Origin of the sequence: Paenibacillus sp. MAEPY2 (assembly GCF_000499205.1) — a bacterium.
Lineage (GTDB): Bacteria > Bacillota > Bacilli > Paenibacillales > Paenibacillaceae > Paenibacillus > Paenibacillus vandeheii.
Map to the genome: position 1 here is coordinate 1 of NZ_AWUK01000005.1, position 14,203 is coordinate 14,203.

A 14,203-nucleotide genomic window follows, 5' to 3' on the forward strand; every position below is an offset into this window, starting at 1 on the left:
TTAAAAATCTCATTTGTGCTCCAGTCGATTCAAGCCAAGGCTCGCTTCATACTTTCGCGTTCATTCTGCAAGCAGAATGTTTACTCACTCGTTGTTCAGTTTTCAAAGATCAAACTCGATAATTTTCTTGCTTTTTCGTCACCATTTTCTCTCAGCGGCGACTTTTATAATATACCATACTTCGTTTGTTTCAGTCAAGCTTTTTTTGAAATTATTTTTTAAAGTTCTTAGCGAACTCAGTCATTTCGTCAAAAGCAATTAACCAATCAAGCAAAGCAACGAGATATAATGTACCATATAATTATCTTGGGAGTCAACTACCCAAACAAAGAAATTTTTAAACCCAACAACAATCCAACTCCCGGCAATCCTAGAATGCTTACAGTACCTATTGTGGCAGGGTTCAGTGGAATGTAAGTCCCGGTGATCCAGCCTGAATAATTAACGATATATATCCCCACCGCAGCCAATACCAGATGTATCCCGAATGATGTAAAGAAGGATAGCCCAATCCGTTTTCTAAACAAGATGATGACCAACCCCAGTAACGATACAACAAGCACACTACCTAATATAACGCTTTTCATGCTCAGCACCCCCAAGTTTGGATATTACACCATCACTTACATTCCCATCCCTCGATCACCTATAGACGCCCTATTAACCCCTAAAAAACGCTTAGCCCGCTTCAAATGAATCTGATATTTACGCTCGGCAGCTTCCAATACATAGATCGCATAATCTATCTCATCCTCCCCTTGTGCCTCTTCAAACTGTCTGACCGCCCGTTCCCACTCCGCCTTGGCTTTCTGAATATCTGAATAGATCTGGTCTTCTTCCATTTCCTTTAGCAATCTTTCACGTTTCTCCACCGATCTCCCTACATTTCGCCATATCAACATAAGCCCTCCCCCTCCTGATCAGCACAGCATATTCTCATACATATCAGGGAAAGGACAAACTTAGAACTGAGCTAAATAATTTAATCAATCGTTAATTTGATGTCAACGCAATTCTTCGGCTCAATATTTATACATCATAGAATTGAGAGTCTTCACATTTTACCAACGTTAAAACAATTATTAGAACAAAAAAAGAGAGCCTGAAGGGCTCTCCAAAGTAATCCAAACTCATCTATTCTTTTGTTTAGGAAATTAAATCATTATATGTGCACTCTCATCAAGCAACACGCACAACTATCTCATTTCCCTACGCCCTTCCAGCGCTTTGGAAAGAGTCACTTCATCCGCATACTCCAGGTCGCCCCCAACAGGCAATCCATGGGCAATCCGAGTCACCGATATCTCAAACGGACGGACCAGACGGGAAATATACATTGCCGTGGCCTCACCTTCGATATTCGCATTTGTAGCCAGAATCAGTTCTTTAACCCGTTCATCACTTAACCGAGTCAAAAGCTCCTTCAGACGGATATCATCTGGACCTATCCCCTCCATAGGAGAGATCGCACCCTGCAGCACATGATAGTATCCGTCAAATTCCTTGGTACGCTCCATAGCCACCAAATCTTTGGAATCCTGGACTACACAGATTACCGAGACATCCCTAGATTTATCCTGACAGATCCGACAAGGATCAGTATCCGTAATATTACAGCACACCGAACAGTAATGAAGATTCCGCTTCACACTGACGAGTGCTTTGGCAAAATCAATAACGTCATCTTCCTTCATGTTAAGCACATGAAAAGCTAGTCGCGCGGCCGTCTTGGGGCCAACACCCGGCAGGCGGGTGAAGGCATCAATCAGCTTCGCTATCGGTTCGGGATAATACAATCGATTGCGTCTCCTTTGATAGGATCAATTTAAATTAAAATAATCCCGGAATTTTCATGCCACCTGTGAATTTACCCATATCCTGGTTCGCAATTTCATCAGCTTTGGTCATTGCGTCATTAACTGCTGTCATAACCAGATCCTGCAGCATCTCAACATCTTCTGGATCAACCGCTTCTGGCTTGATTGTGATTGCCAGCAATTTTTTATGTCCGTTAACTTCAGCAGTTACAACACCGCCACCAGAAGTACCTTGGACTGTTTTGTCCGCCAGCTCCTCCTGTGCCTTCAGCATTTGCTCCTGCATTTTCTTCACTTGTTTCATCATTTGGTTCATGTTGTTCATGATTATTCATCTCCTTTGGTATAGTTATCGCGCCAGGCGCATGTATATCTATTCTTTGATCACTACAAGGTCCTCACCAAAGAGCTGGATGGCTTCGTCAATCCAAGGCTGCTTGTTGCCTGAACCGCCGTCTTCATGCTCAGGTTCAAGCTTAAAGTCCTCCTTTGGCGTTTCAGCAGCTCCTTCCATCGCACCGGTCCAATCTTTGAGCATCATCGTCACAAGACGCGCTGAACGTCCAAGCTGTTCAGACAGCACCCGTTCGATCACTTCGCGATTAGCCTGCTTCTCCGTAGTTTCACGGTGGATGTTGTTCTTAAATGCGACCAGAACATTGTCTTCCAGCAGGGATACCGGCTCACCATCCATAAACCAGGCGTGAACGGTTACTTTCTCTTCTTTTACGCGCTGCAGGATCTGCCCCCACTTCTTGCTGACCTCCACAAACTCAGGAGATCCCTTACGCGCAACATACTGATCGAGCTGTGCAGGCAGCTTCGCCGGCGAATTGCCTCTCGAGACCGGAGCTCTTGTTGCCGGACGTGAAGGAGCATTTGATGCAGCCTCTCCCCCAGACAAACCACCCTTAAGCGCACGATCCAGCTTTTTCTCCAGTTCAGCAAGCTGTTGCTTCAATCGGTTGATCTCCCCACCATCCGCTGGCGAGGATACGGCAGGAGCCGCACCAACCGAACCCGATACCTGACCCGATGTCGCCCCTTGTGCAGGAATGCTGCACAGTTTAAGGAGAGCTACTTCAAACAGTGTCTGCGGCTGTACTGCATATTTCATTTCGCTCTGGTACCGGTTAAGGGTATCAATCATCTGAAACAGCTGTTCCTTGGTGAATGATTCCGCCATATCACGGAAAGACTCGGGATCAAGCACCCGATCCGTCAGCTTATCTGCATCCGGCACCATCTTAATCATAAGCAAATCACGGAAATAATAAAGTAAATTCTCCATGCACTTGTCCGCACTCTTGCCTTCATGCATGAACCCTTCGATCATTTGCAAGATATGACCTACATCACCCTTAAGGAGAGAAGCAGCCAGCTTCGCAAACTGTTCAGAAGGAATGCCCCCGGTCATATCCATAACCTGCTGATAGGTCACTCTTCCATCTGTAAAGGAAGAGATCTGATCCAAGACACTGAGCGCATCCCTCATCCCTCCGTCAGACAGGCGGGCGATATACTGGAGTGCGTCCTGATCTGCTTCCATGCCTTCCTGTTCGCAAATCAGCGTAAGTCGTGCTGTCTGTTCTTCCAGGGATACCCGGCGAAAATCAAATCGCTGACAGCGAGAAATAATTGTCGCCGGAAGACGATGGGGTTCTGTTGTTGCCAAAATAAACATCACATGCGGCGGAGGCTCTTCCAATGTTTTGAGCAGCGCATTGAATGCCTCTGTCGTCAGCATGTGCACTTCGTCAATAATATACACTTTCTGCCGGACTTCAGTCGGGGCGTATTTCACCTTTTCCCGAAGATCGCGGATTTCTTCAACGCCACGGTTGGATGCGGCATCAATTTCCTGCACATCCATTACAGCACCAGTCGTAATCCTGCGGCAAGCTTCACACTCGTTACAAGGCTCAGGCGCAGGCCCGCGTTCGCAGTTTACAGCTTTGGCCAAAATCTTGGCCGCACTTGTCTTCCCTGTTCCTCTGGGCCCGCTAAACAAGTAGGCATGGGAAGTCCGCTGTTCACGAATCGCGTTCTGCAAGGTCTGAATAATATGCTGTTGTCCCACCATATCTTGAAACGACTGGGGACGCCAAGCCCGGTATAACGCGATATGCTCCATGATGCGTTACCTTCCTTCCACTTCGCATTCGAGTCCTTTGTCGTTCCCCCATTATACTATATTCCGGGGTGAATCCAAACTTTATCTGACTCATCATGCTTGGTTTTTTTAGACATATCAAAAAGACCTCTGCATACATACAACTGCAAAGGTCTCTACATTTAAATGGTAAGCCGTGCACCTGCTATCGATATTTGCGATCCAAGCGGCACCCCTTAACAACAGCTCGGGCTAGGCAACCCTCCGGCACAAGAGTGATCTCACTTATGGCTGCTTCCTTCCGGACCTGACCAGGTTCATGAGTACTCATTGCGGAGGACCCAACCGTCAACACCACGTTAAGGGACCAAACCTCACATCGACAAAACCTCTAGCAGGAATTCAACCTCGCTGTAGCGGATTGCGAGTTACAGGGCACCGCTACCTCCCCATCTAGCACGGTAAGAAATAGTATAACTTAAGGTTGTCTAAATTGCAACCGGAGGGAATAGGAAGCACTACAATTACATAAAAAAATATAAAAACCCCTGCCGGAGCGGCAGAGGTGATTTGGATGTAATAGTCAGACAATCCCCGAGGAATTGCTGAATTAGATTCCGTATTTTTTCTTGAAACGATCAACACGGCCGCCAGCATCGATAAACTTCTGTTTACCGGTGAAGAACGGGTGGCACGCGGAGCAAATCTCTACACGAAGTCCGTCTTTAACCGAACCTGTTTCAAAAGTATTCCCGCAAGCGCAAGATACTTGACCAATCGTGTATTTAGGATGAATTGCTGCTTTCATTACCTTTCACCTCTTTCCGCCCTGAGCCTCAAGCGGACCCAGAGTAAATGGCACAACATCGAAGATTATAACACGGCCTAATGCCGGTTGCAATCCATTATTGTCAAGAAGTGATCAGGCGTTTTGGACGTGCCATTCCAGCTGGCGGAACGTGCGTATAGGAGCCGATAACGACTTCAGGCAGCTCTTCCTCAAAGATCTCAATCATTTGCTTCATACCCAAAATATCACCTTGAGCTGGAGGAATTAATTCCAGATAGCTCTCCGGGTCAATATTGAGGTTACGCATTTGAATAAGACGCAAATCGGTTCTGCGAGCAAACTCAATCATCGCTTCAATCTCTTCCTCACGATCCGTTACTCCCGGGAAGATCAAATAGTTGATCGACGTATATACACCCTGGGAAGCAGCGTATTTCATCGATTTTTCCACATTGGCCAGTGTATATCCGCGAGGTTTGTAATAAGCATTATAGTGGTCATCCAATGCACTGATCGTACTTACACGCATTAGATCAAGCCCGGCATCAACAATACCTCTCATGTGATCATTCAAACCGGCATTGGTGTTAATGTTGATATATCCCATGTCGGTTATGGAGCGCACTTCACGAATGGCTTCAATAATCAATTTGGCCTGTGTGGAAGGCTCCCCTTCACAACCCTGACCAAAGCTGATAATCGATTCCGGTGTCTTTAAGTGCTCAAGCATGACTTCAACGATTTCGTCCACACGCGGACGGAAATTCATCCGGGTCTGCGGGGAAACGAAACCACTATCATCCGGTTGTTCAGAAATACATCCGAAACAACCTGCGTTACAGGAATAAGATACCGGAACGCCGCCTTCCCAACGATTCAGGAAGGTATTGGACGAAGTCAGACATTCATACCCGAGCGCACAATTGGACAGATGGGTATAGAGGCGGTTTTCAGGATATTGCTTCGTTAAACGTTTAACACCCGCACGTACGTCATCCCGATCACAGTTCAGCGGATTCCATTGATCTGGGTGATCTGACATCCGGGCAGTGACGTAAAACTCACCATCTTTCCATACAACAGCCGAGTAACCGAACAACGGCAGTTTGTACTCCTTATCCGTCTTTACATACCCCGGCAGACACAATCGAGTGAATCCTTGCGGTAGCAAAGCCCCAACCGCCTGTGTGTCGCTAGGCATTGGCAGCATCTCGCCAGTATCCGGGTCCATACCAATCGGACGTGTACTCGGCAGTCCAACCAGCGTCGCACCTTCCGGCAAAGGAATCAGCTCATCCTCCATAATTTCGACGATCATATCTCCACTGCGGGCAAGCCCGTACAGGGAAGGATGATCAAATACATTACCTTTTTCATCTGCGTATACTAAATACATGATGTTCTCCTCACATCTAATAGGTTAAAGCCAAACGACGATTATATTGTTGTTCCAGCAGCAGCGCTGCAAATTGGAGTTAAATCAACGACGTAATTCTAGGTAGTTGTACCGGAAGCCGCAGTCTGTCTTGGCGAGCGCCGAGTCGTAGTCTGTCCGGAGTTACTTGTCGGACTGTTGCCAGCTGTATCAAATGCCGCCAAGAACTCAGCATTCGTTTTGCTATTACGCAGTTTTTTCAGGAAGCCTTCGACAAAGTCGTGGGAATCGTTCATGTTTTTACGGATCGCCCAGATTGTATCAAGCTCTTCCTTGCTCAGCAACACTTCTTCGCGACGTGTACCGGAACGACGAATATCGATTGCCGGGAAAATACGGCGCTCTGCCAGCTTGCGATCCAGATGAAGCTCCATATTACCCGTACCTTTAAATTCTTCATAAATAATATCGTCCATACGCGATCCCGTATCAATCAACGCTGTAGCCAGAATCGTCAGGCTTCCACCCTCTTCCACATTCCGTGCAGAACCGAAGAAACGTTTCGGGCGATGGAATGCTGCGGGGTCAATACCTCCACTAAGTGTCCGTCCGGACGGTGGGATAACCAGGTTGTATGCACGAGCAAGACGCGTAATGCTATCCAGCAAGATAACGACATCTTTTTTCGCTTCAACCAGACGCAGCGCACGTTCAAGCACCAATTCCGCAACCTTGATATGGTTCTCAGGCAGCTCATCAAACGTAGAAGCCACTACTTCCCCTTTAACCGAACGCGACATATCCGTAACTTCTTCCGGACGTTCATCAATCAACAGGACAAATAGTTCAATTTCTGGGTTGTTGGTTGAGATGCTGTTGGCGATTTCTTTGAGGAGAAGTGTTTTACCCGCTTTGGGAGGTGCTACGATCAATCCGCGCTGTCCCAGTCCTACCGGGGCGAGCACATCCATAATGCGTGTGGACAAATGGTTGGGGGATGTTTCGAGAACCAGTTTCTTCTGCGGGTACAATGGGGTTAATGCCGGGAAGTGAAGTCGTTCCGCAGCAGCCGATGGATTCTCACCATTTACAGCGTTAACTTGCAGCAAACCGAAGTATCGCTCGTTTTCTTTAGGTGTTCTACACTTACCTGAGACGAGGTCACCTGTTCTTAGGTCAAACTTGCGAATCTGTGAGGCTGAGATGTAGATGTCTTCCGTACTTGGCAGGTAATTGATTGGACGAAGGAATCCGTAGCCTTCAGGTAAAATTTCGAGCACACCTTGCATAAACATTAATCCGCTCTGTTCAGCCTGTGCACGTAATATAGCGAAGATCAATTCTTTCTTTTTCAATGTGCCATAGTAGGGAATTTGATATTTTTTGGCCAGTTTGTAGAGGTCCGTTAGTTTCATTTCTTCCAAATCGGAAATTTGTAGATCCATATAATAACCACCTATTCAATTAATAAGTCCGTGAAATGGATAGTTTCGCTTGATGTTCCGGCTATAAGAGCAGCATCGTTCTGCAATTCTCTTCTGTCCATTGTACGGAATGTAACCGTTATAATGCAAATACTTGTCTTTGAGTGTAAGTTTCCGGGCGGGATGGCCAGCTTTCGGCAAGATCCGCTAGTGAGTGAACACGAATACATGAGGCGTTCGATCCGGGCAGACCGGCTATGGAGCGCAGTTCAAACAAAACCGGGGTTTGGGGAAAAGGAAATGATGTTCTTACAGCCATATGAAGTCTGACTCAAAAAAAGACCCTCCGGTAAAGGAAACAGGAACATTTCGTCTTATCCCGGAGAGACTGAGAACTCTATTAAAACAGGTTTGCCCAATTACTGTAAGGATATGCAGTTCTGTAAAAATAATCACTTTAATGCCGTAAAACTCGCCATTCCTTACAGAATTAATCTGTTTCTCGCCACACATCTGCACCTAGCAGACGCAGGTTGGTTACTAGATGATCGTACCCACGATCGATAAATTCAACGCCAGTCACTTCGGTCACACCTTCACTGACGGTGAGACCTGCGATCACCAGCGCTGCACCAGCGCGAAGATCAGATGCTTTTACCTTGGCCGCATTCAAAGCACTGCCTTCAATAATAGCTGAGCGCCCTTCGACACGGATCTTTGCGCCCATGCGTACCAACTCAGGAACGTGCTTAAATCGGTTGCTATATACAAAGTCGCTCAGGACACTCACACCCGTTGCCTGTGTCAAAACACTGGTCATCGGGGACTGCAAATCCGTCGGAAAACCGGGATAAACAAGTGCCTTAACGTCTACATGATTGTATCTCGGCTTGCCAATGACACGAATACTTTCATCAAGTTCTTCAATGCCAACGCCCATTTCCAACAACTTTGCCGTTAAAGCCTCCAGATGTTTGGGAATCACATTGTCAATCAGAACGTCGCCACGCGTCGCAGCCGCAGCGATCATATACGTGCCCGCTTGTATCCGGTCCGGTATGATGGAATGACGGCAACCCTTAAGCTCCGACACACCTTCAATACGGATCGTTTCGGTACCGGCACCCTTGATGCTGGCACCCATTGAATTCAAAAGTGTTGCTACATCTATAATCTCAGGCTCTTTAGCCGCGTTTTCGATAATTGTAGAGCCTTTGGCACGAGTAGCCGCCAGCATGATGTTAATGGTTGCACCTACACTGCTTACATCCAGATAAATCTTTGCTCCGCGCAGCTCTTTGGCATGCAAATGAATGGAGCCATGTTCATTCGTTACGGTTGCGCCAAGCGCTTCAAACCCTTTGATATGCTGATCAATCGGACGAGGCTCGAAGTTGCAGCCTCCTGGTAAACCAATGGTTGCTTCTTTAAAACGCCCAAGCAGTGCTCCCATCATATAATACGAAGCACGAAGCTTCTTTACGGGACCATTCGGCATGGGAATGGATTTGATATCGGAAGGATCGATCTTCATCTGACTGCCTTCCCAGTGTACACGAGCTCCGAGTTCCTCCAAAATTTCTGCATAAACCGCCACGTCACTCAAAAGCGGCAGGTTGTCCAGCACGACTTCTGACTCGGCAAGCAATGCTGCAGGAATAAGCGCGATGGCGCTGTTCTTGGCGCCGCTTATAGTTACAGTTCCCTGTAACGGACGTCCGCCACTAATCATTAATTTTTCCATAAAGCTTAATGTCCCCCTACGTGTTTTGCAGCCGGTTAACGGCAATACGTGCTGTTGGCTTTCGATGTAGAAATAAGGCGTGAAAATGGAAAGACACCGGCTAGGCGGTGTTCTTTCCACTTACACAGTATGGAACTGGTAAAGACAAATTACGCTTTGTTGTTAGAACCAAACTCGCGAATTTTACCTTTAACGGTTTCTTTGATTGCATCACGGCCTGGTACGATGAACGTACGTGGATCGTAAGCATCTGGTTTAGCTGCAAGCACTTCGCGAACCACTTTGGAGAACGAAATTTGGTTCTCAGTGTTCACATTGATTTTGGAAGTACCCAGGGAAATCGCTTTGTCGATATCATGTTTAGGGATACCTGTACCACCATGCAGTACCAGTGGAACGTTAACTGCATCGCGAACTTCTTCCATTTCTTTGAAGCCCAAGTTAGGCTCGCCATGGTAAGGACCGTGTACGGAACCAAGAGCTGGAGCCAATGTGTCGATACCTGTTTCTTTAACGATACGTACACACTCGTTCAGGTCAGCGTACATGATACCACCGATAACGTCGTCTTCTTGTCCACCAACAGTACCTACTTCGGCTTCTACAGAAACGCCTTTAGCGTGTGCATATTCAACAACTTTTTTAGTCATTTCGATGTTTTCATCGATGGAGTGGTGGGAACCGTCGATCATTACGGATGTAAATCCAGCATCGATCGCTTCTTTACACTTATCAAAGCTGGAACCGTGGTCCAAGTGAATAGCAACTGGAACGGTGATTTTCATGTCGTGAATGAGTCCTTCTACCATTTTAACTACTGTGTAGAAACCGCTCATGTGACGAGCTGCGCCTTCGGATACGCCCAGGATTACTGGGGATTTCTCTTCTTCAGCAGCAGCAAGAATCGCTTGAGTCCACTCAAGGTTATTGATGTTGTATTGACCAACTGCATATTTTCCTTCGAGTGCTTTGTTCAACATGTCTGTCATAGATACTAATGGCATGGTTTCAATCCTCCTAGGGGTGTTGGGTTGTGTCTATGGTTTTTAGCCGAAATCACATACGGGCTTATTATACCACATCCCATGTCAAATACTAAACAAGCATTTGCAAAAATGCTGTGCTTTGCAGCACAGTTTTCATAGACACAGCATGATGGCGTATCCATTTCCAATATTCCCCGGATGCCAGACTGAAATACCCTTCATGCCTACCCACAGACTCTCAAAGCTTCACACGCAAAAAAATCCTGTATCCACAGGATTCAGCTGCACTTATTCGCAGTATCATTTCGAAGCTGCATATTGACTGCCACTCGCATTTCATCGATATCAAACGGTTTCGTAAAGTGCATGAGCGCTCCGAGATCCGTAGCTTCCTTGATCATGTCCAGTTCACCATAAGCCGTCATCATGATGACTTTGATATCCGGATCAATTTCCTTAATATGTTTCAGAATTTCCAGGCCATCCATGCCAGGAATCTTCATATCAAGCAGTACAAGATCAGGTTTGTCATTATTTACTATCTCCAGGGCGATCTTCCCATTAGGCGCTTGGAACGTATTATATCCTTCGCTGCTGAACACTTCCATTAACAGGATTCGAATACCATTCTGGTCGTCGACAATTAACACTTTTTTATTTTCCACTGATTAACCTCCTAGAATTAGGAAAGCATGTACGTCTGAATCTGGATAACAATCCCATAGTCGTCATGATAAGTATTCTACCTCCCCCATTGAAATCCTGCTTACATCCCAAAATGCCAAAAACCATTTTCTCTTATCTCGACATATTAAAAAAGGATGTTCCGGCATCCTTATCGGTTGCCAAGAACATCCCTTTATTTATAGCTTAATAATCAGTGCTTATTTTCCAACGCTCTCCAGAGAAGCTTTTACAAACTCACGGAACAACGGCTGTGGACGGTTCGGACGGGAAGTGAATTCCGGGTGGAATTGTACTGACAGGAACCATGGGTGACCCGGAAGCTCCACGATCTCAACCAGACGTCCATCCGGGGATGTACCCGAAATAACCAAACCGGCTTTTTCAATCGCTTCACGGTATTCATTGTTGAACTCGTACCGGTGACGGTGTCTCTCATAGACCAACTCATCATCATAACAAGCCATTGCCAGGGAACCTTCCTGAAGCTTACAAGGATACAGACCCAGACGCATTGTTCCACCCAGGTTTTCGATATCTTTTTGTTCAGGCAGCAGGTCGATTACCGGGAACTCCGTAGCTGGATTAATCTCAGAGCTGTTCGCTCCAGTCAAACCAACGATGGAACGTGCATATTCAATAACAGACACCTGCATACCCAGGCAAATACCGAAGAACGGAATTTGTTTCTCACGGGCATAGCGAATTGCAGATACCTTACCTTCGATACCCCGATCACCAAATCCACCAGGTACCAGGATTCCGCCTACACCATGCAGCAGATCGCCTACATTCTCATCCGTGATATCTTCGGAGTGAATCCAGCGGATCTTCACATCAGCATTGGATGCAAATCCTGCATGAGACAAGGATTCAACAACACTTAAATAAGCATCATGCAAAGCTACATATTTACCTACAATGGCAATCTCCACTGTATGCTCCAGCTTGTTGATCCGGTCAACCAGCCCTTCCCACTCGCTCATATCCGGCGCAGGAGTAGTCAGCTTCAGGTGGTTTACCACAATCTCGTCCAAACCTTCTTCACGCAGATTCAAAGGCACTTGGTACAATGTGTCTGCATCACGGCATTCCACCACGGCGTTTTCATCAATGTCACAGAAGAGAGCGATCTTGGCTTTCATGTCTTTGGAAAGCTCATACTCTGTACGGCAAACAATAACGTTTGGCTGAATTCCGATGCTGCGCAATTCCTTCACACTGTGCTGAGTTGGTTTGGTTTTCACTTCACCAGCAGCCTTGATGTAAGGGATAAGTGTTACATGGATGTACATGACGTTGTCACGACCTACATCACTCTTGATTTGACGAATAGCTTCCAGGAAAGGCAAGCTCTCGATGTCACCCACCGTACCGCCAATCTCCGTAATAACGACATCCGAACCCGCTTCACGTCCTGCGCGGAATACACGCTCTTTGATCTCGTTCGTGATGTGTGGAATGACTTGTACCGTTCCGCCCAGATATTCCCCGCGCCGCTCTTTGCTGATGACGGAGGAGTATACTTTACCAGTCGTGACGTTGCTGTTTTTGGAGAGGTTGATGTCAATAAAACGTTCGTAGTGGCCAAGGTCAAGATCCGTTTCCGCGCCATCATCCGTTACAAACACCTCACCATGCTGATAAGGACTCATTGTTCCCGGGTCGATATTGATGTATGGATCAAATTTTTGAATGGTTACCTTCAACCCTCGGTTTTTCAGCAATCTGCCCAGCGAGGCAGCCGTTATCCCTTTGCCCAGGGAGGACACAACTCCGCCCGTCACGAAAATATACTTTGTCACTGTTATTACCCTCCTAATATAAGTACGGAATTCAGGCGATATATGGTATTATCGTAACCCGTTTCCCAGGTAATCATCGTTAAAAAGAGCAATGGCAGAAATTCCCTGCATCTGCGAACTGCTCTTTCATGCGAAGACCGTTTGTAAACAACGTTGTTCTACAGCGTAGAATGGTGCAAACCTTCCGGAAGCCATTACCCAGATCTGTCCCAAAAAAGAGATCATTGGATCAGTGAATTTGGTGTTTTGGATATACAAAAACAGACCACGGATTGTTGGCCGGGAGCATGCGGAATTCAAATCATTTTGCAAAATTCTGCCTCTAAAAATACAAAAAAAGTACTCCCGCAGGACGGGGCACTTTTTATAAAAAACATAAATATTTTGTCGCTCATTCATAAGCCCATGCAATAGTTTACCCGTTACCCCGTCTGCTGTCAAGGTTGACTATGCGGGGAAAATGGGTAAACTATCGATGTCTAAAATGACGGTTACTTATCGGAATCGTCGTCAAATTCAGCCTCGTTTTCAGACTCTTCTTCTTCGTCTTCCTCGAGGTCTTCCTCTTCCAAATCGTCATCTTCAACCAGAACTTCTTCATCGCTATCTTCTTCGTCAAAGATGTCGTCTTCGTCATCATCATCGTCATCATCATCTTCGTCCTGATCATCATCAGAATTATCGAAGTCTTCGTCGCTGTTGTAGCTGTCTTCCTCTTCGCCGAAGTCCTCATCTTCCAGATCATCGTCTTCATCGTTGATAATGCGCGGACGCTTCGCACCCGTCATGGTATCTTCCGATCCAGCTACCGGATACCAGCGCTTCAAGCCCCACAGACTCGTACCGACGCAAGCAAAACGGCCATCGATATTAATCTCGGTATATAGCTGGGCGATAAACTCGTTGATTTCTTCATCAGTCATTCCGCGCTGTTTAGCTACCTCATTCATCAAATCACGGTAGTAATACGGCGTATTGGCCGCTTTCAGCACCATAAAGGCGAGGTCCACCAAAGGAATCTCTCTGACCTTTTCTTTATCAATTTTCAAATTGAGCGAGGTACTCACTGACAGACACTTCCTCTCACACATAATTCACTTTATATCCCTACGAACTGGAACGTTACGTATAACATATCCATTAACAAACCTAAGTAAAACCTATTTAGCGTTAAAAAGCAAGTTTTTATGTATGGATGTCTCATAATTCCAAGAAGCGACTTTTAAACGAGCAATATACAGACTGTAAGAGACGACTAACTGGCGGGCACATCATCTTTAGGTCAAAAATGGCATCATCATATAAAAAAGACGGAGTCCCCCTCCGCCTTCTGACTGTATACCCTTGAAGGATCGCTCCTCACCAGGGTCCCCGCAAGAGCCCTCTAGCCCTCCATTCATCATATGTCCCTGCGCCCGTTTTGACACGAAGAGAATGCGTTTTTGTAAAAAAAGGGCAGGTTCCC

14 protein-coding genes and 1 other RNA gene are annotated in these 14,203 nt (G+C 46.3%); 1 reads left to right on the forward strand and 14 read right to left on the reverse strand.

Annotation, left to right across the window (positions count from 1 at the left end; genetic code table 11):
- On the forward strand, positions 1-222 hold a 222-nt coding region (locus P364_RS38055; RefSeq protein ID WP_036694616.1), incomplete at its 5' end, for a hypothetical protein.
- A gap of 95 nt (positions 223-317) precedes the next feature.
- On the opposite strand, the gene P364_RS0103480 is transcribed toward P364_RS38055, so the two are convergent.
- The 14 genes from P364_RS0103480 to rpoE all read right to left on the reverse strand — a co-directional run bounded on the left by P364_RS0103480 (position 318) and on the right by rpoE (position 13,805).
- On the reverse strand, positions 318-587 hold the full coding sequence (locus tag P364_RS0103480) for a pro-sigmaK processing inhibitor BofA family protein (protein WP_024628770.1): 270 nt from the start codon (positions 585-587) through the stop codon (positions 318-320).
- 36 nt (positions 588-623) lie between these two features.
- On the reverse strand, positions 624-902 hold the full coding sequence (locus P364_RS0103485) for a DUF2508 family protein (RefSeq protein WP_029880699.1): 279 nt from the start codon (positions 900-902) through the stop codon (positions 624-626).
- Positions 903-1,196: 294 nt separating this feature from the next.
- A complete protein-coding gene (recR, locus tag P364_RS0103490; protein ID WP_024628772.1) occupies positions 1,197-1,796 on the reverse strand; it encodes a recombination mediator RecR in 600 nt (199 codons plus the stop codon).
- Between the two features lie 34 nt (positions 1,797-1,830).
- Positions 1,831-2,142 carry a YbaB/EbfC family nucleoid-associated protein gene (locus P364_RS0103495; protein ID WP_024628773.1) on the reverse strand — a complete coding sequence of 104 codons (312 nt, stop codon included), beginning with the start codon at positions 2,140-2,142 and terminating at the stop codon, positions 1,831-1,833.
- A 48-nt stretch (positions 2,143-2,190) separates the two neighbouring features.
- Positions 2,191-3,951 (reverse strand): DNA polymerase III subunit gamma/tau, encoded by a 1,761-nt coding sequence (dnaX, locus tag P364_RS0103500; RefSeq protein ID WP_024628774.1) that lies wholly within the window; start codon positions 3,949-3,951, stop codon positions 2,191-2,193.
- Positions 3,952-4,124: 173 nt separating this feature from the next.
- An RNA gene (gene ffs / locus P364_RS36545) (signal recognition particle sRNA large type) lies at positions 4,125-4,392 on the reverse strand.
- A gap of 148 nt (positions 4,393-4,540) precedes the next feature.
- Positions 4,541-4,738, reverse strand: a complete 198-nt coding sequence (gene rpmE / locus P364_RS0103505) for a 50S ribosomal protein L31 (protein ID WP_024628775.1) — start codon at positions 4,736-4,738, stop codon at positions 4,541-4,543.
- A gap of 103 nt (positions 4,739-4,841) precedes the next feature.
- On the reverse strand, positions 4,842-6,116 hold the full coding sequence (locus tag P364_RS0103510; RefSeq protein ID WP_024628776.1) for a radical SAM protein: 1,275 nt from the start codon (positions 6,114-6,116) through the stop codon (positions 4,842-4,844).
- Between the two features lie 98 nt (positions 6,117-6,214).
- On the reverse strand, positions 6,215-7,540 hold the full coding sequence (gene rho / locus P364_RS0103515; RefSeq protein WP_024628777.1) for a transcription termination factor Rho: 1,326 nt from the start codon (positions 7,538-7,540) through the stop codon (positions 6,215-6,217).
- Positions 7,541-8,009: 469 nt separating this feature from the next.
- Entirely contained in the window at positions 8,010-9,263 is a 1,254-nt protein-coding gene (locus tag P364_RS0103520) for a UDP-N-acetylglucosamine 1-carboxyvinyltransferase (protein ID WP_024628779.1), read from the reverse strand.
- A gap of 149 nt (positions 9,264-9,412) precedes the next feature.
- A complete protein-coding gene (gene fba, locus P364_RS0103525) occupies positions 9,413-10,267 on the reverse strand; it encodes a class II fructose-1,6-bisphosphate aldolase (RefSeq protein WP_024628780.1) in 855 nt (284 codons plus the stop codon).
- 260 nt (positions 10,268-10,527) lie between these two features.
- Positions 10,528-10,914 carry a response regulator gene (locus P364_RS0103530; protein WP_024628781.1) on the reverse strand — a complete coding sequence of 129 codons (387 nt, stop codon included), beginning with the start codon at positions 10,912-10,914 and terminating at the stop codon, positions 10,528-10,530.
- Positions 10,915-11,133: 219 nt separating this feature from the next.
- Positions 11,134-12,738 carry a CTP synthase gene (locus P364_RS0103535; RefSeq protein ID WP_024628782.1) on the reverse strand — a complete coding sequence of 535 codons (1,605 nt, stop codon included), beginning with the start codon at positions 12,736-12,738 and terminating at the stop codon, positions 11,134-11,136.
- 491 nt (positions 12,739-13,229) lie between these two features.
- A complete protein-coding gene (gene rpoE, locus P364_RS0103540) occupies positions 13,230-13,805 on the reverse strand; it encodes a DNA-directed RNA polymerase subunit delta (RefSeq protein ID WP_024628783.1) in 576 nt (191 codons plus the stop codon).
- Positions 13,806-14,203 lie beyond the last annotated feature (398 nt).

Bases quoted from the DNA above. Each gene is read 5' to 3' on its own strand.
- P364_RS0103485 (WP_029880699.1), bottom strand. From the start codon at position 902: ATGTTGATATGGCGAAATGTAGGGAGATCGGTGGAGAAACGTGAAAGA.
- P364_RS0103495 (WP_024628773.1), bottom strand. From the start codon at position 2,142: ATGAACAACATGAACCAAATGATGAAACAAGTGAAGAAAATGCAGGAG.
- P364_RS0103510 (WP_024628776.1), bottom strand. From the start codon at position 6,116: ATGTATTTAGTATACGCAGATGAAAAAGGTAATGTATTTGATCATCCT.
- rho (WP_024628777.1), bottom strand. From the start codon at position 7,540: ATGGATCTACAAATTTCCGATTTGGAAGAAATGAAACTAACGGACCTC.
- rpmE (WP_024628775.1), bottom strand. From the start codon at position 4,738: ATGAAAGCAGCAATTCATCCTAAATACACGATTGGTCAAGTATCTTGC.
- P364_RS0103480 (WP_024628770.1), bottom strand. From the start codon at position 587: ATGAAAAGCGTTATATTAGGTAGTGTGCTTGTTGTATCGTTACTGGGG.
- dnaX (WP_024628774.1), bottom strand. From the start codon at position 3,951: ATGGAGCATATCGCGTTATACCGGGCTTGGCGTCCCCAGTCGTTTCAA.
- fba (WP_024628780.1), bottom strand. From the start codon at position 10,267: ATGCCATTAGTATCTATGACAGACATGTTGAACAAAGCACTCGAAGGA.
- P364_RS0103520 (WP_024628779.1), bottom strand. From the start codon at position 9,263: ATGGAAAAATTAATGATTAGTGGCGGACGTCCGTTACAGGGAACTGTA.